Origin of the sequence: Planktotalea sp., assembly GCF_965659345.1 — a bacterium.
In the GTDB taxonomy this organism is placed as follows: Bacteria; Pseudomonadota; Alphaproteobacteria; order Rhodobacterales; family Rhodobacteraceae; genus Planktotalea.
Window position 1 is genome coordinate 1 of record NZ_CBFHVK010000010.1, and the last position, 25,072, is coordinate 25,072.

23 protein-coding genes are annotated in these 25,072 nt (G+C 53.7%); 15 read left to right on the forward strand and 8 right to left on the reverse strand.

All coding sequences use genetic code 11. The annotated features are described in order from the left end of the window. Positions 1–389: 389 nt before the first annotated feature. The 4 genes from ACTG3Z_RS09515 to ACTG3Z_RS09530 are packed head-to-tail and all read left to right on the forward strand — an operon-like array spanning position 390 to position 2,844. Entirely contained in the window at positions 390–1,760 is a 1,371-nt protein-coding gene (locus tag ACTG3Z_RS09515; protein WP_439142795.1) for a DUF6638 family protein, read from the forward strand. A gap of 1 nt (position 1,761) precedes the next feature. Beyond that, positions 1,762–2,031, forward strand: a complete 270-nt coding sequence (locus ACTG3Z_RS09520; RefSeq protein ID WP_439142796.1) for a hypothetical protein — start codon at positions 1,762–1,764, stop codon at positions 2,029–2,031. Between the two features lie 15 nt (positions 2,032–2,046). Continuing rightward, positions 2,047–2,667, forward strand: coding sequence for a DUF1523 family protein (locus ACTG3Z_RS09525; protein WP_439142797.1), 621 nt, complete (start codon positions 2,047–2,049; stop codon positions 2,665–2,667). Continuing rightward, positions 2,668–2,844, forward strand: a complete 177-nt coding sequence (locus ACTG3Z_RS09530; protein WP_439142799.1) for a hypothetical protein — start codon at positions 2,668–2,670, stop codon at positions 2,842–2,844. 178 nt (positions 2,845–3,022) lie between these two features. Here the strand turns inward: ACTG3Z_RS09530 and ACTG3Z_RS09535 are convergent, their stop codons facing one another. The 7 genes from ACTG3Z_RS09535 to ACTG3Z_RS09565 all read right to left on the reverse strand — a co-directional run bounded on the left by ACTG3Z_RS09535 (position 3,023) and on the right by ACTG3Z_RS09565 (position 12,797). Next, on the reverse strand, positions 3,023–3,895 hold the full coding sequence (locus ACTG3Z_RS09535) for a dimethyl sulfoxide reductase anchor subunit family protein (RefSeq protein ID WP_439142801.1): 873 nt from the start codon (positions 3,893–3,895) through the stop codon (positions 3,023–3,025). Beyond that, positions 3,895–4,668: a 4Fe-4S dicluster domain-containing protein gene (locus ACTG3Z_RS09540; RefSeq protein WP_439142802.1), complete on the reverse strand. Its 774-nt coding sequence runs from the start codon at positions 4,666–4,668 to the stop codon at positions 3,895–3,897. The genes ACTG3Z_RS09535 and ACTG3Z_RS09540 overlap by 1 nt, the downstream gene beginning before the upstream one ends. An 82-nt stretch (positions 4,669–4,750) precedes the next feature. Then, entirely contained in the window at positions 4,751–7,570 is a 2,820-nt protein-coding gene (locus tag ACTG3Z_RS09545; protein WP_439142804.1) for a molybdopterin oxidoreductase family protein, read from the reverse strand. A 30-nt stretch (positions 7,571–7,600) separates the two neighbouring features. Next, positions 7,601–8,350 (reverse strand): TSUP family transporter, encoded by a 750-nt coding sequence (locus ACTG3Z_RS09550; RefSeq protein ID WP_439142805.1) that lies wholly within the window; start codon positions 8,348–8,350, stop codon positions 7,601–7,603. Next, a complete protein-coding gene (pta, locus tag ACTG3Z_RS09555) occupies positions 8,347–9,399 on the reverse strand; it encodes a phosphate acetyltransferase (protein WP_439142807.1) in 1,053 nt (350 codons plus the stop codon). The genes ACTG3Z_RS09550 and pta overlap by 4 nt, the downstream gene beginning before the upstream one ends. Before the next feature lie 5 nt (positions 9,400–9,404). Then, complete coding sequence (gene xsc, locus ACTG3Z_RS09560; protein WP_439142808.1) at positions 9,405–11,183, reverse strand: sulfoacetaldehyde acetyltransferase; 1,779 nt, start codon at positions 11,181–11,183, stop codon at positions 9,405–9,407. A gap of 144 nt (positions 11,184–11,327) precedes the next feature. Continuing rightward, positions 11,328–12,797, reverse strand: a complete 1,470-nt coding sequence (locus tag ACTG3Z_RS09565) for a PLP-dependent aminotransferase family protein (RefSeq protein WP_439142997.1) — start codon at positions 12,795–12,797, stop codon at positions 11,328–11,330. Between the two features lie 114 nt (positions 12,798–12,911). Here ACTG3Z_RS09565 and ACTG3Z_RS09570 point away from each other — a divergent pair, with 114 nt between their 5' ends. From ACTG3Z_RS09570 to ACTG3Z_RS09610, 9 genes are all read left to right on the forward strand, one after another. Then, the gene (locus tag ACTG3Z_RS09570) at positions 12,912–13,610 is read left to right on the forward strand and encodes a GntR family transcriptional regulator (protein ID WP_439142809.1); all 699 of its coding nucleotides are present in this window, start codon (positions 12,912–12,914) and stop codon (positions 13,608–13,610) included. A gap of 1 nt (position 13,611) precedes the next feature. Then, positions 13,612–14,520, forward strand: coding sequence for a dihydrodipicolinate synthase family protein (locus tag ACTG3Z_RS09575; RefSeq protein WP_439142810.1), 909 nt, complete (start codon positions 13,612–13,614; stop codon positions 14,518–14,520). Next, a complete protein-coding gene (locus tag ACTG3Z_RS09580) occupies positions 14,517–16,007 on the forward strand; it encodes an aldehyde dehydrogenase (RefSeq protein ID WP_439142811.1) in 1,491 nt (496 codons plus the stop codon). Before ACTG3Z_RS09575 ends, ACTG3Z_RS09580 begins: the two co-directional genes overlap by 4 nt. Continuing rightward, complete coding sequence (locus ACTG3Z_RS09585; protein WP_439142812.1) at positions 16,004–16,765, forward strand: NAD(P)-binding domain-containing protein; 762 nt, start codon at positions 16,004–16,006, stop codon at positions 16,763–16,765. Before ACTG3Z_RS09580 ends, ACTG3Z_RS09585 begins: the two co-directional genes overlap by 4 nt. After that, positions 16,762–18,312 carry a trimethylamine methyltransferase family protein gene (locus ACTG3Z_RS09590; protein ID WP_439142813.1) on the forward strand — a complete coding sequence of 517 codons (1,551 nt, stop codon included), beginning with the start codon at positions 16,762–16,764 and terminating at the stop codon, positions 18,310–18,312. Before ACTG3Z_RS09585 ends, ACTG3Z_RS09590 begins: the two co-directional genes overlap by 4 nt. 44 nt (positions 18,313–18,356) lie before the next feature. Then, on the forward strand, positions 18,357–18,686 hold the full coding sequence (locus ACTG3Z_RS09595; RefSeq protein ID WP_439142814.1) for a hypothetical protein: 330 nt from the start codon (positions 18,357–18,359) through the stop codon (positions 18,684–18,686). Next, the gene (locus ACTG3Z_RS09600) at positions 18,683–20,008 is read left to right on the forward strand and encodes an NAD(P)/FAD-dependent oxidoreductase (protein ID WP_439142815.1); all 1,326 of its coding nucleotides are present in this window, start codon (positions 18,683–18,685) and stop codon (positions 20,006–20,008) included. Before ACTG3Z_RS09595 ends, ACTG3Z_RS09600 begins: the two co-directional genes overlap by 4 nt. A gap of 154 nt (positions 20,009–20,162) precedes the next feature. Beyond that, entirely contained in the window at positions 20,163–21,557 is a 1,395-nt protein-coding gene (locus ACTG3Z_RS09605) for an aminotransferase family protein (protein ID WP_439142816.1), read from the forward strand. A 200-nt stretch (positions 21,558–21,757) separates the two neighbouring features. After that, on the forward strand, positions 21,758–22,258 hold the full coding sequence (locus tag ACTG3Z_RS09610; RefSeq protein ID WP_439142818.1) for a hypothetical protein: 501 nt from the start codon (positions 21,758–21,760) through the stop codon (positions 22,256–22,258). Here ACTG3Z_RS09610 and ACTG3Z_RS09615 read toward each other — a convergent pair. After that, on the reverse strand, positions 22,255–22,887 hold the full coding sequence (locus ACTG3Z_RS09615) for a class I SAM-dependent methyltransferase (protein WP_439142820.1): 633 nt from the start codon (positions 22,885–22,887) through the stop codon (positions 22,255–22,257). The two genes, ACTG3Z_RS09610 and ACTG3Z_RS09615, sit on opposite strands and share 4 nt — an antisense overlap. A gap of 83 nt (positions 22,888–22,970) precedes the next feature. Here ACTG3Z_RS09615 and ACTG3Z_RS09620 point away from each other — a divergent pair, with 83 nt between their 5' ends. Beyond that, a complete protein-coding gene (locus tag ACTG3Z_RS09620) occupies positions 22,971–23,867 on the forward strand; it encodes a LysR family transcriptional regulator (protein ID WP_439142821.1) in 897 nt (298 codons plus the stop codon). Positions 23,868–23,897: 30 nt separating this feature from the next. After that, entirely contained in the window at positions 23,898–25,061 is a 1,164-nt protein-coding gene (locus tag ACTG3Z_RS09625) for a cytochrome P450 (protein ID WP_439142822.1), read from the forward strand. Positions 25,062–25,072 lie beyond the last annotated feature (11 nt).

The window sequence follows — 25,072 nt, forward strand, 5'->3', positions numbered from 1 at the left end:
CAAGTACCGTGGCTGTAGGCTAAATCCGTCTGGGGTAAGGGGGAGATCGGCCTCAGACCGATTTGTGCAACAAAGCCATTCTTAGAGCTTTGCGAGGGCGTGCACTCTGCTCGTTCTGATTTGGCAAAAGGTAAAGCGCTTTACCGTGGTTTGATCAAATTACACGCAGACATGAGAACATATACTAAGAAAAAATTTGAATGTACTGGTACTGAATCTGTTTTCATCGGTGAACTGTCACTGATGTTACATATGTTAAGGCCCGAAAAGTCGCGGTTAAGTGAAGGTATACAGCTAAAATATGATCATATGGAAATATCGAATAGCACAGCTCTCGCAGATGAATTGGAGAGTTTGAAAGCATTCAGGCCATTTGAAGAAAACCCCCAATGATCCACCTCATCCAACGCGGCCTCATGTTTGGCAACCTCATCCACATCGCCTCACCCGCGCTGGTGGAGCGCTATAACCGTGCGCTCAAGCATCTCACCAACCACCAAACAAACCTCACCGAATTTCACATCGATATCTCCGGCTACTCGCCCGAGATTGGCGATGAGCTGAGTGATCATCTCTACCTCAACCACGCGGGGGTGAACCGGCAGTTTATCTTGCTCACCACCGATCAGAAATCAGCGCCACTGCTCAACGCGAAATTCTCGACCTCTCGTGAAATCCTCAAAGAGTTCATCACCAAGAATGAGCCGCAACTCTTCGCCTTAACAGCGCGGGATGCGGTGGCGGGGGAGTTGGTGAACTCTGTCTATGCAGTGGATAGCCCCGTGAAACTTTTCGACATTCGCCGCGTCAAGATTGAGGCGGATACGACTACAGGCACGGTCGCCGAAGCCCAAGCGCTGGGCAAAGATGTGGATCGTTTCATGCGCGAGGAAGATGCGTGGTTCGATGACGTGCTGATCGCCGATATGATCAGCAAGGCTAAGCGCACGGGCGATGTGACGCGCAATCCTGTGCGCCTTGATCTGATGGAATTTGAGCAGCAAAATTTCTGGACGGCGCATTTTGGCGGGCTTTATGTGTTCCAAGGTATGGATCATCCGGCGGTGATTTCTAGCGGGAGCAAAGCGGCGCTGGGCAAGCTGCCGATCAAATATGTGTTCGACACTAAAGATCGCAATCAGATTGCTAAGTTCTTGGAGTATAACGACCTCGCTGAACCCATCGTAAAAGCGCGTGGCATTGATGCGGCGTCTATCTTGCGCCAGAAAATGGACTTTATCGTAGTGGATACCGCGCAGGAAAGCGGGATCGATCTAACAGGGGCAACGCGCCGTGACATTCGCGCGCTTGCGCGGCGACACGCGCAGGATTTGCCGGACGAGTTTCACGGCCTCGCAGATTTGTTGCGTTGGGCGGAAGAAGGCGGCAAGTGGCCGCGCATCACCTCCGACCACCCTGCGTATTTCTATACATTGCGCAGTGCGGATCATGCGGACCGCGATTTGGTCAACATGTTGCTTAGCCAGCTCAGCCCAAAAGATGTGCGCCAACTGTTTATCTGTCACAAAGAGCTGTTTTATCAGCTTTATGCGGGTTGGCATGAGACCAAGAAATCCTATGTGGCGGATTTCTTGGATCGGGAGTATCAAGTCGATAAAGCTGGCGCGCGTGAAGCGCTTTTCGGGCATGAGCCAGAGATGGAGCAACCTGCGCCTGCGCCAAAGAAAAGCGGCCCTTGGGGCGTAAGTGAGAAACGAATTGCTGCCGTTGGCCCTTGGGGCGCGGTACGGGGGAAGTAAAATGTTTGCACTGGCACGATTGCTTGTCGTTGGGTTCGTGGTTTGCACGCTCGTTTATATCTGCCTGTCGCTCTATTCACGCTCTGTGCGTCGCGACAAGCTAGAGACGGAGTGGCGCGAGGGCGACACCAAGGGTGCAAACATTGAAGAGTATGTGCAAAAAGGGCTGAAAGACTATGATGGGTCCTTGCGGCGCAAGCTTATTCTTGGGGTCTATGTGGTTCCGTTTTGTATCGTGTCTTTTATCATCTACGCGACAAACTTTATGTAAGAGGAGCCTGAACTGATGGGCTATATCAAATGGGCATTGATGATCACCTTCTGGGTTTTTGTTGCGGCTTTCTTTCACTACACGCTACCGCAACACGATGTGGCACGTATCACCGACACATATGAAAAGCGGATTGATTTTGGTGAGAACTCGCTGTTCTGGGCGTCTGCAGATACCGGAAATGCGACGACCACGGCAAATCGTGATGTGTTCTTCATTCAAACGCGCCTGAATACCGAAGAGGTGATGGTCTATCGTAATGAAGACACAGGTTGGGGCTGGCCACCTTATTTCAAGTTCGACACGACAAATTTGCAAGCGGAAGCCTCTGATCTACGATCTGTCGCGGAGACGCCTCAGTGGGTTGTGATCAAGCATTACGGCTGGCGCAATGAGTTCATGTCGATCTTCCCAAATGCAGTAAGCCTGCGTGCTGTGGACAGCCCTGACGTGCGCATTATCCCATGGTTGAACATCGTGATCTTATTGCTCTTTGTTGCTTTCGTTTGGGCAATCTGGGTGCGCTGGCGTCGCTTCCGTGAAGCACGCATTGATCCCGTGCTCGAAGATGCGGGCGATAGCATTGCCAACACCAGTGACGGTGTGAAGCAATGGTTTGGCAGCTGGCGGAAGTAGATGTCCTGTCTTGTCGTCACAGTGCGACTATGGGTGAAAGAGGGGCGGTTTTCTGAGTTTGCGGACTTCGAAGCGGGTGCTTTTGAAATTATGGCGCATCATGGCGTAGAAATCGTCAGTATCGTTCAGGATCATGCGCAAACTCTAAGCGCTGCCCCCATGAAACGCATATTTTGAAGTTTCCTGATAGCGCAGACCTTGAGGCGTATCGTGCTGATCCGGCCCTACTTGCTTTGGCAGATTTGCGTAATGCATGTATCGCGAGAACAGAGATCGCCACTCAGTGATCTGCTTTGAATCATAAAGCCCCCGTCGCAATTAAGCGCGGGGGCTTCTTTCGTCGGAAAATTGGCGCTCAGCGTTTACCGTAGTACAAGCCAACCACGTGCTCTGCTTGTGCAAAGAATAACCAACGTGAAGTCATAATGCCTGCGACGTGACACAGCACTGCGAGTAGCGCGAAGATGTGGCCAAAGGGCAAAATCAGGAAGAACAAGGGCAACCCAAAGCCCAAGATTAACGCAATCGCGCGCAGCTTCATCGCGTGCTTACGTCCAACCACATGAATGAATTCGCGCATCAAATAGTTGGTGCCTGTATGTGGCGGCTCAAACGCTTTGACTTTGCCGATATGGCCCAAGCCTGTCGCGCTCTCTATGTTGGACCCGGATGCCGCAAGACGGCCATCACCCATGATCCAATACGCCACTTGTACGCCCGCTGAGATGATCAAGAATGCAATCGCAAGCGAGACCTGACCTGCAAGCAACGCACCGCCCGTTATGGACAAAGCCATGAACAATGGGCTCGTCAGCGGCATATGCCAACGCGGCACTGTCTTAAGCTGCGCGTAGATCATTGACGTTGTGTAGACGGTCAACAGCGACAGGACCGCCCCGATGCCGCCGATCAGGCCCCAGTGCTGTGCGAAGAAAACGCGTCCAATGCCATAAATCGCCATGACGACGAGGGCGGCAACAGCGCAGATCCCTTCGCGTGATAGCCAGCTTGAACGCCATTGGCTGAAGGCTTTCAGCGCGCGCTCTGGATGGCCAAGGTGGAACGTCGAGAACAAAAGCCCACCAACCGCAAGCAAATACGCGATGGTGAAGAAGACGAAGGCTGTGAACCCAGTGGAGCCGGGCATGCCGAGACCGAGGAAGGTCAAAAGGCCGAAGCCAAGACCAGAGAGGGTGGTGAAGAGAATAATCGACGGTGCTGGATGCATTAGTTCGCTCCTCCCGCAGAATTACCCGGCAGTTTGTCGAGCGCTTTGTCGAGCCAACCCAAGAAGCCGCCTGCGTCTTTTGCAACAGGCTCAAGATACGGTGCGAGGATGTCGAACTCTTCCATCGTGTCCTTTGGACGCGGTGGCAGGTACTTGTTCACAGGCTTCGTGCCTTGCTCTGGCATCAGATCAAAACCGCCCCGCTCTGTCACAAGGATGCTCACGTCGGATGTTTCATCCGCGAGATCACCAAAGTGGCGCGCACCCGACGGGCATGTGCGTACACATGCGGGCTGACGATCTTCTTCGGGCAGATTTTCGTTGTAGATACGATCCACGCAGAGCGTGCATTTCTTCATGACTTTTTCTGCCGCATCCATTTCGCGTGCGCCGTATGGGCAGGCCCATGCGCAAAGACCGCACCCAATGCAGTCTTGCTCGTTCACCAGAACGATGCCGTCTTCCACGCGCTTGTAGCTCGCCCCTGTGGGGCAGACAGTGACGCAAGGTGCGTCTTCGCAGTGCAAGCAGGACTTGGGGAAGTGGATGAGCTGTGCTGCGCCCTCATCAGGCTGCACTTCGAACGAGTGCACGCGGTTGAGGAACGTGCCCGATGGATCACCGCCGTAGGGGTTTTGATCGCTCAGTGGCGCGCCGTAGTTTTCGGTGTTCCAGCCTTTGCAGGATACGACGCAGGCATGACAGCCAACGCATGTGTCCAAGTCGATGACGAGGCCAAGTTTTTTCTGGGTGCTGGTGGGCAGTGTGGTCATGTTCTGGCCTCTGCTTTTGATTTTTGATTTCGGGACTGGGGTGCTACCCCAGACCCCGGGATATTTATGGAAAGAGGAAACATCATGGTTTGCTCTTCCACTTCAGCTCGGATGGGCCTGTGCCAACGGGCGATTTGAGTGGTGGCATAGCAGGCTGGCTTTCAGATGGGGGTGTTGTCGCCTTTGCGATTTTTACGCGAAGGTCGAACCAAGCGGCTTGGCCGGTGATTGGATCGGAGTTCGCCCATCTAAGACCATCACCTTTAGGGGGCATCAGTTCGTGGATGAGGTGGTTGAGCAAGAAGCCCTTGGTGACTTCCGGCGCATCCTCTTCCAAGGCCCACGCGCCTTTGCGTTTGCCAATGGCATTCCACGTCCAGACTGTATTCTCGTTGAGCGCAGCCATTTCCATTACAGGCACTGTGATTTCACCATGCGTTGAGGAGACCGTCGCCCAATCTTCATCCTTAAGCCCATGCTTTTGCATAAGGTTCGTCGGCAGATAGAGCGGGTTGTGACCGTGGATCTGGCGCAGCCACGCGTTCTGGCTGCCCCACGAGTGATACATCGCCATCGGGCGCTGCGTCAGCGCGTGGACAGGGTATTCGTCCACATCAACAGCGCTGTCTTCAAACGGTTCATACCAGATTGGCAGCGGATCCATTGTCTCTTTGATACGCTCGCGCAGATGCTCTGGCGGTTGACGCTCGCCGTGGCCTTCAGCCGCGCGTTGGAACTTGCGCATTGGCTCAACATAAAGCTGGAACAGATAAGGTTCAGGCTTGTCGATGATGCCCATGCCCACGGCCCAGTCTTGGTAGGCTGTGTTCCACGGCTTGTAGTAGTTCGCGCCGTCTGGAATGTGCTCCACAAAAAAGCCGCCGTTCTCGATATACGCATCGAGTTGCGCTTCATTCGCGTCGCCGCGCCCGTTTTGCAGACCGTTTTCGCCCATGCGCCAACCAGCCAGCGGGCCAATGCCCGGCTTGCGGATGTGGTTGGTGATGTAGTCAGCGTAATCGGCGTATTTCTGCGATCCGTCCTCGTTGATGAAGCCCGGCAAATCAAGACGCGCGCCTAACTCACAGAGCACGGATTGGAAGCCGCGCACATCGCGATCAGGCTCAATCACAGGCCAGCGGATTGCGTCGGCAGCAGCATCAGCTTCGCAGATCGGACGATCAAGGAGGGAGATACAGTCGTGACGCTCGAGGTAGGTCGTGTCAGGTAGGATAAGGTCCGCATAAGCGACCATCTCGGAGGAATAGGCATCGGAGTAGATGATCCGTGGGATCACATATTCGCCCGTCTCTTCATTCTTATCCGTCAGCATATCGATCACACCACGCGTGTTCATCGAAGAGTTCCACGCCATATTGGCCATATACATAAACAGAGTGTCGATCTTGTAGGGATCGCCGGCATAGGCGTTGGAAATCACCATGTGCATCATGCCATGCGCGCTCATGGGATTGTCCCATGTGAACGCCTTGTCGATGCGTGCGGCAGTGCCGTCGTCTTTCAGCGCAAGATCATCAGGGCCGTGTACGAAACCAAGGTGCGGACCGTCCAAAGGCTTGCCCGGTGTCACGCCATAGTGTGGCTTCGGATGGATCGTCGCTGGTTTTGGATAAGGGGGCTTGAAGCGGAAACCACCGGGCACTTCGACCGTGCCAAGCAGGATTTGCAGAACATGCAAAGAGCGACAGGTTTGGAAGCCATTCGAGTGCGCAGAGATGCCGCGCATGGAGTGGAAAGAGACAGGGCGCCCCGTCATTTTTGCATGCGTTTCACCGCGGAAATCGGTCCACTCGTGATCCAGCTCAAAGCTTTCTTCAAACGCGACGCGCGCGATCTCGTTGGCGATGCCGCGAATACGCTCGGCGGGAATGCCGCAACGCTCCGCCACAGCTTCGGGGGCGTATTCTTTGGACAGATACCGCTCTGCCATCAGGTGGAACACAGGCTTATGCGTCACGCCTGCATGGCGATGGGTTGCAGACAGATCAGGGCGCACGCCTTTTTGATCAAATGGGGTCAGCTTGCCTGTGTTGCGATCGATCACAAGCTCTTTGCCAGCTTCATCGCGCATCAACAAGCCTGTCTCAGCATCGACCAATACAGGCGCGTTGGTGTATTGCGCGAGATACTCTAGGTCGATCTTACCCGCCTTCATCAACTCATGCACGAGCGCGAGGATGAACAGGCCATCGGTGCCCGGTGTGATACCGACCCAATCATCTGCGACAGCATTATAGCCTGTGCGGATCGGGTTCACACCGATCACACGCGCACCGCGCTCTTTGATCTTGCCGATGCCCATTTTGATCGGGTTGCTGTCGTGATCCTCCGCAACGCCAAAGAGCATGAACAGCTTCGTATGATCCCAATCCGGTTGACCAAATTCCCAGAACGCACCACCCATCGTGTAGATGCCAGCGGCGGCCATGTTCACGGAACAGAAACCACCGTGCGCCGCGTAGTTCGGCGTGCCGAAGTGCTGCGCCCAGAAGGAGGTGAAGCTCTGTGACTGATCGCGCCCTGTGAAAAACGCCAGCTTCTCAGGGTTCTCTGCACGGATCGGTGCCAGCCAATCAGTCGCAATTGTAAGTGCTTCTTCCCATGAAATCTCTTCAAACTCACCAGAACCACGCGGACCAACACGCTTCAAAGGAGCCTTCAAACGCGAAGGCGCGTTGACCTGCATGATGCCCGCGGACCCTTTGGCGCACAAAACCCCTTGATTCACTGGGTGGTCTTTGTTGCCCTCAATGTAGGCGACTTTTCCCTCTTTCATGTGCACGTTAATGCCGCAGCGACACGCGCACATGTAGCAGGTGGTTTTTCGCACCTCGTCAGAGACGTGCGGAGAGAGATCCAGAACCGGTTGATCTTTGGGCATTGTGTGTAATCTCCCTTTGGGCGGTAAGCTTTAGAGTGCGAGACGGATCAGACCTAAAGATGCCAAAAACATCAAGAGGCTGAGACAAAATGGACGGTAATAGGGTTCCCACTTGGGGCTGAAGAACTTCGTGCCAACGAACACACCAAGCATCGCCACAGGCGCGAAGGCCAAGCCGCGCGTCGCGGCGAGCCATGTCATGACATCGAAATACATCAGAAACAGGAAGGACCCGAAAGAGGCGAGGAACAGGTACACCACCAGCGTGCCACGCATCATTTTCGCAGGTTGATTTTGCGAAAGCACGTAAAGAGCCACGACCATTCCACCTACATGACCGACACCTGCAGCTATACCCGCAACGATGCCAGAAATGAGCGTGCCGGGGCGTGTTGCAAGGCCCGGAATGCGCAGGCGCGCGAGTTGGAGGGCTGCAAGCGCGAGTATGATGCAGAGCGCGATGAGTGTGGAAGTTTCAGTCGGCAGCGATGTGGTAAGGCTTAGCCCGATTGGCCAGCCTATGAAGTTGCCGACAACCAAAAGGATCGCAATCGTGCGATTTGCATCGCGCCAGCCGCCGCCAGCCATCTGCAAGCTCGCGGCCATTTCTAAGAACCACAGAACAGGGATCAGCGAGATGGGTGAAATGATTGTTGCGGCTGAGGCCATGACCAAAGCAGAGAGCGCAAAGCCAGCGAAACCGCGCACGATGCCTGCGGCAAAGCAGATGAGTGCCAAGGTCGCGATCTGAAATGTTGTAAGATCGAGCAGCTCTGTCATGCGGTCTGCGCTTGCAGTGCCGTTACGGCGATCATCGCGAGCACATCACCAGAAACACAGCCGCGTGACAGATCATTCGCAGGTTTGGCAAGACCTTGCAGAACAGGGCCAATCGCAACGGCGCCGCCGAAACGCTGCGCAAGTTTGTAGCCGATATTGCCCGCATCCAAATTCGGGAAGATCAGCACGTTCGCAGCACCTAGCAACGGACCTGTCGGGGCTTTGGAGGCGGCAACTGACGGTACGAGCGCCGCATCAAGCTGCAATTCACCGTCCACAGTCAAATCAGGGCGCGCGGCTTTCAAGGCCTCAGTCGCTTCTTGAACTTTGGTCACGCGCTCATGCTTGGCAGAGCCATGCGTGGAGAAAGACAGCATCCCCAGCTTGGGGTCATCGCCAACCAAAGCCGCGAAACTGTCAGCGGCTTGGGATGCGATACCAGCCAGTTCGCCAGCATCAGGATCAATCACCATACCGCAGTCAGAAAAGATCATTGCGGGTCTATCAAGTGGATGGTTCTCAGGCAAAATCATCAAGAAGAACGACGAGACCAAAGGCTCGGACTTGGCTTTGCCGATCACTTGCAAAGCGGCGCGTACAGTATCGGACGTCGTGGCAACAGCACCACCGATAGAGCCATCCGCGCGGCCCGTTTCAACTAACAAAGCGGCGAAGATCAAAGGATCAAGTGTGGCTTTCTGCGCCAACTCCAGCGACAGCCCTTTGTGCGCACGCAGCTCAACGAAACGCTTAGAAAGCGTGTCGAATAGCACGGAGTTTTCGGGATCATGGATTTCGACGCCGGAGGCATCGGAGAGTTCAAACGTAGCCAGCGTGGCCTCAACTTTGGCTTGAGACCCAACAAGATGCGCTTGTGCGATAATTCCAGCGTTCAATGCAGCAACTGCGGCTTCAACAATCCGTGGATCGCCGCCTTCAGCGAAGGCTATTGATTTGGGGGCCGCCGCCGCCCGCGTCATCAAGGACGCAAGCGGCGGGAGCTTGTTTGCTTCATCTAGCAAAGCGGATGGGTTCGTTTTGCTAGACATCAAGCTTAAACCGCCTGCTCGACCATGTCGTCGGCACTGATGCCAGCCACTTCGACTGGCTTCTTCATCGCGTCACGGCGGAACGGGTCACCCAGCTCTTGGTTGATCATTGCTTCGATCAGCGTCGTGATGCCGTTCTCCATCTGATCTTTAACCGCTTGGTTCAGCGCTGCCGTCAGCTCGTCCTGTGTGCGTGCGACGACGCCTTTCAGGCCACATGCATTCGCGATACCTGCGTAGGAGACTTGCTCGTCCAGCTCTGTGCCAACGAAGTTATCGTCGAACCAAAGTGTGGAGTTACGCTTTTCCGCGCCCCACTGGTAGTTACGGAAGACAACCTGTGTCATCGCTGGCCAGTCGCCACGGCCAATCGCCGTTAGCTCGTTCACCGCAATGCCGAATGCGCCGTCGCCAGCAAAGCCAACAACCGGAACATCAGGGCAGCCGATTTTTGCACCAGCAACTGCAGGCAGACCGTAGCCGCATGGACCAAACAGACCCGGTGCGAGGTACTTACGGCCCTCATCGAAATCTGGGTACGCGTTACCGATCGCGCAGTTGTTGCCGATGTCGGAAGAGATGATCGCTTCACGCGGCAGAGCCGCTTGAATTGCGCGCCATGCCATACGCGGGGACATCCAGTCAGGCTTTGCCGCACGCGCACGTACGTTCCAGTCTGTGCCCGGATCGTCCTGCTCTTCTGTCATGGACGTCAGCTCTTGAGCCCAAGCGGATTTGGTTGTCGCAATATGTGCTTCACGCTCTCTACGGCCTGCATCGCCCGCATCGTCAGACAGTTGCGCTGTGATGCCTTCAGCAACTTTGGCAGCATCGCCAACGATACCAACAGTGACCTTCTTTGTGAGGCCAATGCGATCAGGGTTGATATCAACCTGAATGATCTTCGCATCCGCTGGCCAGTACTCCATGCCGTAGCCCGGCAATGTGGAGAAGGGGTTCAAGCGTGTGCCAAGGCACAGAACAACGTCTGCGTCTTTGATCAGTTGCATACCCGCTTTGGAGCCGTTGTAGCCGAGTGGACCTGCGAAAAGCGGGTGATTGCCCGGGAACGCGTCGTTGTGCTGGTAGCCAACGCAAACAGGTGCGCTCAAACGCTCTGCAAGCACTTTAGACGCTTCAATGCCGCCCTTGGACAGAACAACGCCTGCGCCGTTCAAAATCACTGGGTTCTTTGCGGCAGACAAAAGCGCTGCTGCTTCTGCAACAGAGTTGGAACCACCGGAGGAGGCTTCAAACTCAATCGGGTCAGAAATCTCAACGTCGATGATCTGTGTCCACATATCGCGTGGGATGTTCAACTGTGCTGGACCCGACAAACGCTTCGCTTGGGAAATCACGCGTGTGAGAACCTCAACAACGCGGGATGGATCACGCACTTCTTCTTGGTAGGCAACCATGTCTTCGAACAGTTTCATCTGCTCAACTTCTTGGAAACCACCTTGGCCGATTGTTTTGTTCGCGGCTTGTGGCGTGACGAGCAAAAGCGGCGTGTGGTTCCAGTAAGCCGTCTTAACAGCTGTCACGAAGTTTGTGATGCCCGGACCGTTTTGCGCAATCATCATGCACATCTTGCCAGTCGCGCGTGTGTAACCGTCAGCCATCATGCCTGCGGAACCCTCGTGGGCGCAGTCCCAGAACTTGATACCCGCTTTTGGGAAAATGTCAGAGATTGGCATCATTGCAGAACCAATGATCCCGAATGCGTGTTCGATACCGTGACGTTGTAGAACCTTAACGAATGCTTCTTCGGTGGTCATCTTCATGGATGCGCTCCTAGGTTGAGTTTTGAATTAAAAAACGGCCCGTGAAACAGGGCTTTGTCTTGAGGACTTCATATGGAGCCAGAGAGATTCCGGTTAGCGCCAGTTGATAAGGCGAAATATGTCCAGACGCAATATTATTGAGACTCATTGTCTCGATAATTGCTCGACTCCTTCTGCGATGCGGCTCACGCCTTCGGGAATAAGGTCCTCAGAAATCGATGAATAGGCAAGGCGGTAGAAGTTTTTGATCCCTGCGCCGGCTGCGAAATAAGGGTGGCCAGTTTCGATCAAGACATTCCGCTCCATCAGAGCATGCTTTAAATCGAACGTTGCCACGTTTTCAGGCGCACGCATCCAAAAGCTCGAACCGCCATAAACACCACGCCCTGCAATCTCTAGGTCATGCTGTTTTAAGGCCGTTTCCATCACTTCGCGGCGCTTCTGATATACTTTGGAGATCTTACGAACCAAGGCATCATAGTGCCCGAGGGACAGGAAATAGGCGGTCGTTCTCTGAATGTGACCCGGCGGATGACGCAGCACAGAGGCACGCAGCGCACGCGCTTCGCGGATGAATTCCTCAGAGCCGACAAGATAGCCGAGCCGCAAACCCGGAAAGATAGATTTTGAGAAACTGCCCACGTATATCACGCGGCCATCCTCATCGAGCGACTTCAATGCAGGCATCGGTGCGCCGAGGAATGACACTTCGAATTCGTAGTCGTCCTCAACAATGATCGCATCAAGATCACGGGCGCGTTCAAGCAATTCTTTGCGCCGTGCATGAGGCATTGTCGCGGAGGTGGGGCATTGATGGCTTGGGGTCGTGAAAATGACGTCTGTTCCGTCCTCAATCAGCTCTGGCTGTATCCCGTCACGATCGACCGGAATAGGCGACAAATGGCACCGCGACTGGGTGAGCACATCGCGCAGCGCATGATAGCAAGGGTCCTCTATGGCTGCTGTGCGGCGCTGGGTCAAAAGGATTTGCGCGGTCAGCCAAAGCGCGTTCTGTGCGCCAACGGTGATCAAGACTTCTTCGGGGCGCGCAACGATACCGCGACGGGGAAGAGTGTGGCGCAGGATGAACTCAATCAGCTGTGGATCGTCTTGATCATAATAGTCTGCCGTAAGCGCAGAAAAATCGCGTGCACCCAAAGCTTGCAATGCACAAAGGCGCCAATTGGCATGATCAAATAGGGTCTTATCAACTTGGCCGTAGATAAAGGGGTATTTGTATTTCTGCCAATCCACTGGCTTTGTGGGCGCGGAACCACCGGTAAATTTTTGCCCAATCGCACGCGACCAATCCACTGTCTCGGTCTTCTTCTCTTGCGGCGCAAACTTAGGGGGTTCTGGTGCGTTGTCAGACACAAAATAGCCAGAGCGTCCGCGACTGGTGAGGTAATCGTTAGCCAGCAATTCAGTATAAGCAAGCGTCACAGTGATCCGGCTGATCCCTAAATGCGTGGCAAGCTTGCGTGAGGAGGGTAGCTTCTCTCCTTTTGCATAACGCCCTGCAAGAATGCCCTGCGCAATCATTTGTTGGATTTGCGCCTGCAAAGTCCCTTGCGAGTCTGGGTCGAGGAAAAAGGTGTCTATCGATATGGCCATACCGTACATTATGCTGGCCCTATCGTGCAATGCAACTGGACTTAGTCGCAAACAAGATAGAATGTCGAATTTTTTGTATACAACATGAATACAAAAAGAGTGAGTCGTTAAGATATGTCTAAGAAAGACGCTTGCATTGCTGACCTAAAGACCCGCGTCCTCACGTTAAATCTTGCGCCGGGGGCAATGCTGGATGAAGTGTCGCTTAGTGCGTCCTACGGTTTGTCGCGCACGCCATTGCGCGAAGTGTTGCAGCGATTGTCAGGCGAGGGATATATCAGCTTAGAAGCCAACAAAGGTGCGCTGGTCTCTGCAATGGACTTTGCGGCAATGCGTCAGTTCTTTCAAACAGCGCCAATCATTTATTGCGCGATTTCGCGCTTGGCGGCTGAAAACGCGACCCCCGTGCAATTGAAAAAGCTAAAGGCAGCGCAATTTGAGTTTAGCAAGGCAAAAGGTGGTCTAGATGCGGGGGCTATGGCACTGGCCAACCACCGCTTTCACGAGATTACAGGGCAAATGTCAGCGAACCCCTACCTTTTCCCAGCAATGGGCCGTTTGCTGATTGATCACACGCGTATGTCACAACGCTTCTATCGCGGCGCTGCACCGCAAGATGGCGTGCGCATCAATCAAGCAGCGCACCAACATGATCTGCTGATCGATGCAATTGAACAGCGTAGCCCGGAAGAAGCGGTTGAAATTACCCTCGATCATTGGGCGCTCAGTCGCGGCGAAATTGAACGCTATGTTTGGCCTGATCCTTTGCCTAACGATTTTGGGCCAGATGACACTGCACGACAGGAGACTTAAGATGAAATTTGAAGGCATATATACGCCTTTGGTGACGCCGTTTAATGACGATTTCACCCTCAATAAAGACGCGCTGGAACGCACGGTAGAATACCTGATCGACGCAGGCGTGCACGGTTTGATCGTCGCTGGTACCACTGGCGAATACTACGCGATGAGCATGAAAGAGCGCGTCTATATGATGGGCTTGTGCCGCGAGTTGATCAAAGAACGTTTGCCGATGATCGTCGGCACAGGCGCGATCCGCACGGAAGAAAGCATAGAGTATGCACAACAGGCGAAAGCCAATGGTGCGGATGGTCTGCTAATCGCGACACCGCCTTATGCTTACCCAAACAGTCGCGAAATCGCGATGCATTGCCTCGCGATTGATCGCGCTGCGAACTTACCTGCGATGCTCTATAACTACCCCGGCCGCATGTCTGTGAACATGGATGAAGAAGTGTTGGACCGTTTGGGGCGCTCACCGAACTTCTGCGCGATCAAGGAAAGTTCGGGTGATATCAACCGCCTCCATATGCTCGCGCGTGACTATCCTCATATCCAAATGAGCTGCGGCATGGATGATCAAGCGCTTGAGTTCTTCGCCTGGGGCGCGCGTTCTTGGGTGTGTGCGGGCTCCAACTTTGCCCCGCACGCGCATATCGCGCTCTACCAAGCCTGTGCAGTCGAGGGCGATTTCACCAAAGGACGCGCAATCATGTCTGCGATGCTGCCTTTGATGCGCGTACTCGAGCAAGGTGGCAAATTTGTGCAATGCATCAAACATGGCCTGACGTTGCGCGGTATTCCCGCAGGGCCACCCCGCCGCCCGATGCTGCCGCTTAACAAAGATGACAAACGTGAATTGGATCAGGTGATCCGTACAATGGATGCGGCGCTCGCCGCGATTGAAGGAGAGAGCGCATGAGCGATTTACTGACCCGCGCGGAATATGCCGCGATTGCTGATGAAATCAATTTCCCGCGCTCCGCCTTTATCGATGGGGGCTTTCGTGCTGGCACAGGCGCGCCTTTGGTGACGCTGAACCCCGCGACGGGGGAGGAGATTTGCACGATTGCTGCGTGCGGCGCGGATGATGTGAATGTCGCAGTCGCGAAAGCACGCGAGGCGTTTGACGGGGGTGCGTGGAGAACCACACACCCTACGGAGCGTAAGGACATTTTGATCCGCCTCGCCAAGCTGATGACCCGCAACAAGCGCGAGCTTGCGGTGATGGAAAGCTTAGAAAGCGGTAAACCCATCGCTGATTGTGAAAACGTTGATATCCCAGAAGCGATTGCCACGATTAAATGGCACGCAGAAGCGATTGATAAGATCTACGATCAAACAAGCCCAACAGGCGATGATGCGATTTCGATGATCGTGCGTGACCCCATCGGAGTTGTTGCTGCCATTTTACCGTGGAATTTTCCATTGCTTATGCTCGCATGGAAGATTGGTCCAGCTTTGGCAGCGGGCTGTTCGGTGATTGTAAAACCAGCAGAGCAAACGTCGCTCACTGCTTTGCGTATTGCGGAATTGGCGATGGAAGCGGGTCTTCCACGCGGTGTCTTGCAAGTGCTTCCCGGCGATGGTCCATCTGTGGGTGAACCGCTCGGGATGCATATGGATGTGGACATGGTGAGCTTCACCGGCTCCACCGAAACTGGTCGTCGTTTCTTGCGATACGCTGCGGATAGCAACCTCAAGAAGACGGTGCTGGAATGTGGTGGCAAGAACCCTGCAGTCGTTTTGGAAGATGCTGAGAACCTTGGTCATGTGGCGTCGCACGTGGTGAATGCCGCCTTTTGGAATATGGGCGAAAACTGTTCGGCCGCGTCACGCCTGATCGTGCACGAAAGTGTTAAGGATGAGTTGTTGACCCATATCACGGCACAAATGCGCGAATGGAAAACGGGTGACCCGCTTGATCCGCAAAACCATCTTGGCGCGCTCATTGATGCAGAGCATTGCGCGAAAGTTGCGAGCTACCTGAAGGGCGAGGCGCTTATAGGCGGCACCCAAGATGGACCTTATGTTGTGCCGACTGTGTATGACGTTGCCAAAGAGGACCCGCGCGCGCGGGAAGAGATTTTTGGACCCATCTTGAGCGTTTTGACCGTCGCGAGTGATGAGGAAGCGATTGGGCTGGCAAATGACACTGAGTATGGCTTAGCGGCGTCTGTCTACACCGCCAACACCCGCCGTGCACTGCGCGCTGCACGTGCGATCCGCGCAGGCACTGTGACGGTGAATTGCTATGGCGAGGGTGATATTGCAACGCCGTTTGGTGGCTATAAGCAATCCGGTTTTGGGGGGCGCGACAACGGTATTCATGCGCATGATCAATATACTGAGATCAAAACGATTTGGGTCGATCTAAGTGATCCCAACGACGTGGACGCGTTGACATGAGCCGCATTGGGTTCATCGGCACTGGCCATATTGCAGCGCCTATGGTGCGGTTTCTCGCCTTGAAAGGACATGAGGTGTTTGTGTCCGAGCGCGGTGCAGATGTCGCCACTGAACTCGCTGCGTCGGTGGGGGTGACGGTGCTGCCCAACCAATCAGTCGTGGATCGCTCGGATATTGTTTTTCTGTGTCTGCGTCCTGCCGTTTGGCAAGAAATTGCTACACCTTTGACCTTTCGCATTGAGCAACAAGTCATTTCTGTCATGGCCGATGTCTCTGTCGCGTCTTTGTTAGATGTAATTGCACCTGCCACGGATATTTCCGTGACGATACCGATTGGTTTTCTTGAACGCGGTGGCTGTCCTTTGCCAGCTTTTCCAAAAGCAGAGCCGCTTGCCAGCCTATTCAGCCCGGAAAATCCTGTAATTGAACTCAGCGATGAAAGCCAAATCGCAGATCATTTTGCGGCCTCTGCGCTCCTATCCGGTGCTTTAACGATCATGAAGGACGGCGCAGATTGGTTGGGTCAGCAGACGGGCAACTCTGCGGGGGCAGACACCTACGTGGCCTCACTTGTTGCGGGTTTTATGCGTGATGTGCCGAAAGACGGGCAAGGGCGTATCTTAGAAGCGCGCAGCGCGCTGGCGTCGCCCGATACGCTGAACCGCGCGGTTGTTGATGCAATGGAGCACGCTGATACGCGCACAACGATTCGAACAGTACTTCAGAGTTTGAGCGACAAAATGAGGGGTGTGACATGAGTATTGATGCAGTTGGAAGCACACGCCGTGGTCGTGGGGCGCGCCGTGCCATTCGCCAGACGCGTGATGTGACGATGTTACCAGCGCTGAAGCGTGGCATTCCACTGACCGAGCCGATGAGCGCTGAACAGATTGCGCAGATCGATGAGGCCTCGATGGGTATCCTCGAAGATGTCGGTGTGGTCTTTCGCGATGAAATTGCGCTTGAAGATTGGCGTCGTGTTGGTGCGGATGTGCGCGGTGAAACAGTTCATCTGGACCGGGCCTTGGTACGCGAATTGATTGGTACCATTCCAGAGACTTTCACCTATCACGCACGCAATCCGGCGCATAACTTGCCGTTTGGCAAAGATCATTCCATCTTTATTCCCATGACAGGCGCGCCGTTTTTGCGTGATCTCGATGATGTGCGTCGTAATCCGACGTTGGATGATCTCGCGAATTTTCACAAGTTGAGCCACATGCTGCCGGCGATGCACTCTTCCGCGCATCATATCGTAGAGCCGTATGATCATCCCATTTCACAGCGCCATTTGCGCATCACCTATTCGTCGATGAAGCATTCCGACAAGACATTCATGGGGATGACAACCAGCCCAAAAAACGCTGAAGATGTGCTGGATATGGCTGCGATCTTGTTTGGCGAAGAATTCATCGACACGCATCCCGTTGTGACCGGCAATTGCAACGGCAATTCCCCGCTTGTTTGGGATGAAACAATGCTTGGAGCGCTAAGGGCCTTCTCACGGCGTAATCAGCCTGTGTTGTGCTCACCCTTCGTGCTGGGGGGCGCAAACACGCCTGCTTCTGTTGCGCCAACAGTTGCTCAATTGAATGCGGAAGCGCTGAGTGCTTTGGCCTACACGCAAGTGATCCGTAAAGGTGCGCCTGCAATCTATGGCCATTATCTTAGCACGGTATCAATGAAGTCCGGTGCGCCCATGGCAGGCACGCCTGAGATTAGCTTGATGAACATGATGATCGGGCAAATGGCACGGTTCTACGGTGTGCCTTGGCGAACCTCTAATACCTTGGGCGGCGCGAAGACATTTGATGCGCAAGCAGGCTATGAGAGTGCAACAACCTTGATGGCTGTGATGATGTCAGGCGCGAATTACATTTGGCATTCGGCAGGTTGGAACGAGGCTGGCATGCACTGTTCAATGTCCAAATTCGTTGTGGATGCGGAGCAATGCGCGATGGCCTACCGGATGGCGCAGGGCGTGAATTGGGATGATTTCGACGTGGGATTAGCGGCCGTCCGAGACATCGGTCCTGGAGGTCATTATCTTGGGCACCCACATACTTTGGAGAATTTCCAACGCGCATTTTTCATGCCGGAGCTTTTTGACAATAACTCAATTGAGCAGTGGCAGGCTGAAGGTGGGGTTGAGATCAATGAACGTGCATTGAACCAAGCGCGCACGATGCTAGGGGAGTATGAAGAGCCCAAGTTGGACGCGGGCGTAAACGAAGCGCTCTTGGATTACATCGCGCGACGGGAACGGGAAATTCCTGCCGCAGATGCGCTTAATCAGCAGTACTAGCGTGTTTTGTGATCCGGCCCTCTGGGAGGAGTTTATTCGGAAAAATGAAGATGCGGTTTCAAGAGGAAAAAGCGCTTATCACGGGCGCATTTGGCGGTTTGGATAGTCTTGTAAATGACGCTGGCATCGTCACGCTAGGTAAAATCGCTGAAGCGCGTGATGATGACTTTGCTCGGTCGATGGCTGTGAATGTGAAAGTACCGTCTCGTTTGTGTCGTGTAGATCCTGTAGCAGACCATCCGCTGCGTAGAACTGGTGCGCTGATGGAAATTGAGAAGCCTATGTGTTGGCTGGTCTCTAAAGAGACGAGTTTTGTCACAGGTCAGGTTTGGACGATTGATGTTGGCTGCATGGCACAGTTAAGTTTTCCATGAAGGTCACAGGCTTTCCCTCTAATCCCGGTCCTGCTGCGTGGGATGCGATTTTGCCAACACGCGCTCGTTTTGGCGCATTGGAGGCAGAAGAAACTAGCGACTGGTTGGTGATTGGTGCCGGTTTTGCAGGTCTTGCGGCTGCGCGTCGGTTAAGCCAGCTTGCCCCAGGCGACAAAGTTACTGTGCTTGATGCGCTGCGCGTCGGCGAGGGACCTGCGGGTCGCAACACCGGGTTTATGATTGATCTACCGCATGACCTTGCCTCTTCCGATTACGGGGGCGATGTGAGCGCAGATAAATCCATTATTGCGCGCAATCGTGCGGCGATTGCGTTTGCGCAAGACATGGTGGATGTGCTGGGCGTGCCACGTGAAGCATTTCAAAAAGTTGGCAAGATCAATGGTGCGGCGAGCGCCAAGGGTATCCAGCATAACGCAGAATACGCAGCACATTTGACGCAACTGGGTGAGCCGAGCGAAGGACTTGATGCGCGCCAGATGCAGGACATAACGGGTAGCACATATTACAATGGAGGACTGTTCACACCAGGCACTGTGATGCTGCAACCTGCGCTTTTTGTACGCTCGGTAGCGCATAAGTTGCGCTCAAACCGCGTAAGGATTTATGAGCAAAGCAAAGTCGTTGGTCTAGAGCGAGCCAATGGGCTTTGGCACGCGCGCTGTGAAAGAGGTGTGGTGAAAGCGCCTAAGGTGATCCTTGCTGTGAATGGCCATGCGCAGAGCTTTGGGCATTTCAAACGTCGGCTTGTTCATGTGTATACTTATGGCTCTATGAGCAAAGCTTTCCCTACAGAGCGACTAACAGGCAAAGAGAATTGGGGGCTCACCCCTGCTGATCCGTTGGGTAGCACAGTGCGTCGGATCTCTGATGCGCGTGGATCTCGTGTGATCGTGCGCAACCGCTTTACCTATGAACCCAATATGACGGTAAATCCCGCGAAACTCGACCGTGTTTGGCGGACACATGACGCAAGTTTTAAAGTACGTTTCCCAGAGCTTGATGGATTAGAGGTGGAGCATCGTTGGGGCGGGCATTTGTGTTTGTCGCTGAACAATGTGCCTGCATTTGGCGAAATCGATGAAGGTTTGTTTAGTGCTTGTTGTCAGAATGGTCTGGGGACGGTGCAAGGCACGCTTGGCGGGATGATGGCGGCCGAACTGGCAACGGGTCACCACTCGGATATGCTTGCGCAAATGCAAACGCTTGATACGCCTAAACGTTTGCCGCCTGAGCCGATTGCCACGTTTGGTGCGCGGGTGCGATTGATGTGGGGCGAAAGGCAAGCTGGGGTCGAGCTATAGGCACCGCATTTTGGACATAGAACAAACGTAAACTGGCCCTATTAGACTCGCGTGTTTCCATACGAACTACAAGGATCGAACCTCTTGCCAGACAGGGGTGTTTTAACGCGTTTGAGCGCTGCGGCGCGCATCAACCAAAAAAAGGTGAATGCAAATGGACGGTACATTCAAAGACAACGACTATTCCAAAGTCGTCGACGCAGATCGTGCGCACGTGTGGCACCATCTGATCCAGCACAAAGGTTTTGAGACCGGCGAGCCTAAGATGATCATCGAAGGCAAAGGCATCCACGTCTGGGACCAGCACGGCAAGAAGCACACTGATGCTGTGTCTGGTGGTGTTTGGACTGTCAACGTTGGCTATGGCCGCGAAAGCATCGCAGATGCTGTGCGTGATCAGCTCGTGAAGATGAACTTCTTTGGTGGCACGACGGGCTCTATTCCGGGCGCTTTGTTCGCAGAAAAGTTGATTACCAAAATGCCGGGCATGAGCCGCGTTTACTACGCAAACTCCGGTTCTGAAGCGAACGAGAAAGGCTTCAAAATCGTCCGTCAAATCGCGCACAAGCGCTATGGCGGCAAGAAGCACAAGATCCTTTACCGTGACCGTGACTACCACGGCTCAACACTTGCGACGATGTCCGCAGGTGGCCAAGACGAGCGCAACGCGCAGTATGGTCCGTTTGCACCCGGGTTCATCCGCGTTCCACATTGCATGGAATACCGCAAGCATGAGCAGGACGGCGCACCTGAGGAAAACTATGGCGTTTGGGCCGCAGATCAGATCGAAGAGGTCATTTTGCGCGAAGGTGCGGACACAATCGGCGCGCTGTGCCTTGAACCTGTCACAGCAGGCGGCGGTGTTATCACGCCGCCCGAAGGGTACTGGGAGCGTGTTCAAGAGATTTGCAAGAAATACGATATCTTGCTGCACATCGACGAGGTCGTTTGTGGCGTTGGCCGTACAGGCGTTTGGTTTGGCTATCAGAATTACGGCATCAAGCCTGATATCGTCACAATGGCGAAGGGCGTGGCGTCTGGCTATGCGGCGATCTCTTGCTGTGTGACGACGGAAGAAGTCTTTGACATGTTCAAAGACAACAGCTCTGATCCGATGAACTACTTCCGCGACATTTCTACGTTTGGTGGTTGCACGGCGGGCCCAGCAGCGGCGCTTGAAAACATGCGCATCATCGAGGATGAAAATCTGATGGCGAACACGCTCACGATGGGTGAGCGCATGATGAACAATCTTCATGCTTTGTCTGAAAAGCACGCCGTCATCGGTGATGTGCGCGGTAAGGGTCTTTTCATCGGTGCCGAGCTTGTGTCGGATCGTGCTTCGAAAGATGCGATGGACGAGAAAATGGTTGGTGCAGTGGTTGCAGATTGCATGGCGCAAGGCGTGATCATCGGCGCGACGAACCGTTCTATTCCAGGGCGCAACAATACGCTTTGTTTCTCACCTGCTTTGATCGCAACAGCGGACGATATCGACCACATCACTGATGCAGTTGATGGCGCATTGGGTCGCGTCTTCGGGTCATAAAAATTTTCTGATGCGACAGTTACAAAGCGCCGCCGGACATTGGTCCCGCGGCGCTTTTCTTTTGCAATCTTCAAAAATATTCAATCGATCTAATAAACAACTGACGTAAGCACATAGTGTCGCGGAGATTTGGCTGCTCATTGACGGATATCTGTTCGTCGACATACGCTAACGTATGCTGCAAGAAGGCAGGTGCATCCATGTCGAAAATAGTTTCATCCGAATTGCCGAAAGGGGCCTTTCTGAAGGCTTATGAAGCTCAGCCAGACACCCATACCGATTGCTACAAAACGAGCTTGCCTAAGCAGGTTTCGCTTGAAGGGTTTATCAATGCATTCTTCACTACTTGGCTGTTTCGGATAGAACGTTTGATCCTGAGACTCGCGATGAAAAAGCCATCGAGCGACTATGATATTGCTGAGTTCGCGAAAGGTACCACAGATATAATGGCCGCATGGGAGACGGAGCAGAGGGATAAAGATCAAGTTCTTCTCCGAGTACCCAATACTCCAATCAGGACTTGGCTCATGCGCCGCACAGACGGGGATCAAACTCACCTTTACTTTGGTAGCGCAATTTTACCTGTTCGCACTGATAAGGATGGCAAACCTGCGCTGGGGCGCATTTTTGTTTTGCTGATGGGCTTTCACAGGCTCTATGCGCGCGCACTTTTGTATTTTGCGGAACGTACACTGCGCTAGATTTTGCGCGCTACGATATAGCGGGCGGGTGGGCTCACTGGATGATTGCCGCTTTCCACAATCTCAAATCCTGCCGCCTCGATCATGCGATCATAGGCGGCAACCGTGAAACTTTGCACAAACGGCGCTTTGCCGAGCATCTGCCCAAGCGGGATGAGCTTTAGGAGAAGCTTAATTTTCCAATTTGAATCCGCCAAACAGGGCGTTTTTGTGATCAGCAAGCCGCCGGGCCTTAACGCGGCATGTATCGCGTTTAACGTTGAGGGAATATTTTCTAACAGGTGCAACAAGTTGAAACCCATGACCGCATCCAAACCGTCGTGTGCATGTATCCCGTCCAACGCAGGGTGCGCTTCAAAGCTCAAGTTTGGTAAGCTGGTTTCAGAAACCTTGTTGCGTGCAATCTTGATCATCTCGCCAGAAATATCGGTGCCGTGATAAGTACCAACACTTTGTGCAAGTAAAAGCGCAGTCGAACCTGTGCCACAGCCGATCTCTAAAACGGTGTCGCTGTCGCGCAAATAGCTGCGCGTGCGCTCTAATGTATAGGTATAGGATGCCATGTCCTTAATTGGATCATTTGCGTATTTCGCAGCGGCCTTGTCCCAGAAAGTGGCGGAATTGATCATTGGTATCTCCTTTCGTGTACCATAATCCATGCATGCTTAATCAAGGAATTGCCAAATTTCGTCTCTCTGATATGCGTTAATGCATGAATTGGCAGGCTGTCTCTTTCGATTGGAACCAAGCACGCGCGTTTTTGGCGGTGATTGAGAGTGGTTCGCTCTCTGCGGCGGCACGCGATTTACATCAAACGCAGCCCACTATTGGTCGCCAAATTACAGCCCTTGAAACAGAACTGGGTGTGACCCTGTTTGAACGCGCGGGCCGCAGCTTGAAAGTCACGCAAACGGGCCTCGAATTGGCAGAACACGTGCGCGCGATGGCTGCCTCTGCGACGCGAATATCGATGGTGGCGTCAGGTCAGTCCCAGGCGATCGAGGGGATCGTGCGCATTTCCGCCTCTGATCTCTTCTCGGCTTTTTTGCTGCCTCCGATAATCCAAAAACTGCGCACCCTCGCGCCTAAGATCGAAATTGATATCGTCGCAGTCAACACCATCAGTAATCTACTTGAACGCGAAGCAGATATTGCGGTGCGCAATGTGCGGCCAGAACAGCCGGATCTCATCGCACGCCTCGTGCACGATTCCAAAGGGCGTTACTACGCTGCCAAGTCTTACCTCGATAAACGAGGACGTCCAAAGTCACCCGATGATCTTGTATCCCATGACATGATCAACTTTGGCGATGCAGAGCAAATGCTGATGTATTACGCGCAGTTCGGCATCACGCTGACGAGGGACAATTTTAAAGTCGGCTCGTCGAACGGGCTTGTGGCTTGGGAACTGGTTAAACAAGGCTTTGGAATTGCGCCGATGTCTGTGGATGTTGCTGCCGCCTCTCCAGAGGTTGAGGTCGTGCTCCCTAATGAAGCACCGATGACGTTTCCAACATGGCTTGTCACGCACCGCGAACTACACACTTCCAAGCGCATCCGTCTGGTCTATGATCTGTTGGCGGAAGAGTTGCCCAAACACATGGCTTGACGCGTTCGTAAGGACGTCGCAGCTTACCCCATGTCCAACGCTCCAATTTATCACATCGACCCGAAGGCATTCTGGATAGATCCCTATCCTGATCTCGCGAAAATGCGGGCTAACACACCAATCGCCTATGTGCCTGAGCTCGATGCAACACTACTCACGCTGCGCAATGATATTTTTCGCGAAGAAAAGAACATTGTTGTTTTTAGCTCTGAGCAGCCCGGCGGCTTGATGACGACCCTCATGGGCGAAAACATGATGCGCAAAGATGGTGCGCCCCATATGGCAGAGCGTAAAGCGATCTTTCCAACCGTGTCACCGCGCACTGTACGGGATGTTTGGAAAAGCCAGTTCGAGAGCGCGACCCGTGCTATTCTGGACCGTTTGCCAAGTGATCAAGTTGACCTTGTAAGCGATTTTGCGATGCCGGTTTCTGCTGAGGCGCTTAAGGCGATAACTGGTCTGACCAATATGCATTTCGCTGAAATGGACCGTGTCAGCCAAGGCATGATTGACGGTTGCGCCAACTACGGTGGCGATCCAAAGGTCGAAGCCAATTGCCATGATTGTACGGCTTCGATTGATGCGCATATTGATGAGCAGATTCCGATATTGAAACGCGAGCCTGATCTATCCCTCCTGTCCGTCGCGATGAAGTCCGGTATGCCGGAGGGGCAGGTCCGAGCGAATATAAAACTTGCGATTTCAGGGGGGCAGAACGAACCGCGCGATGCGATTGCGGGGGCCATTGCGGCTTTGCTGCAGCATCCTTTACAATTGGAAAAGGCTCTAAGTGGTAAAGTCTCGTGGCTCCAAGTTTTTGAAGAATACGCACGTTGGATGTCGCCGATCGGTATGACGCCGCGCCGAATTGCGCAGCGCTACACTTTGGATGATATTACTTTTGAACCGGAAGATCGTGCATTTCTAATGTTTGGTTCGGGCAATCGTGATGAGTTGATCTTTGATCATGCGGATACATTTGACGTCACTCGGGACACCACCAAAGCGATTTCTTTTGGCGCAGGTCCGCATTTTTGTGCGGGCGCTTGGGCATCGCGCTGCATGATTGCTGAAGTTGCGTTGCCGATGTTTTTTGAGCGTTTTGCAGATGCGACCCTTACAGAGCCGGTCGCCTATCGTGGCTGGGCGTTTCGCGGGCCCCTCAGTGTTCAAGCAAGCGGTTTGGTACAATAAAACTGTTCTCC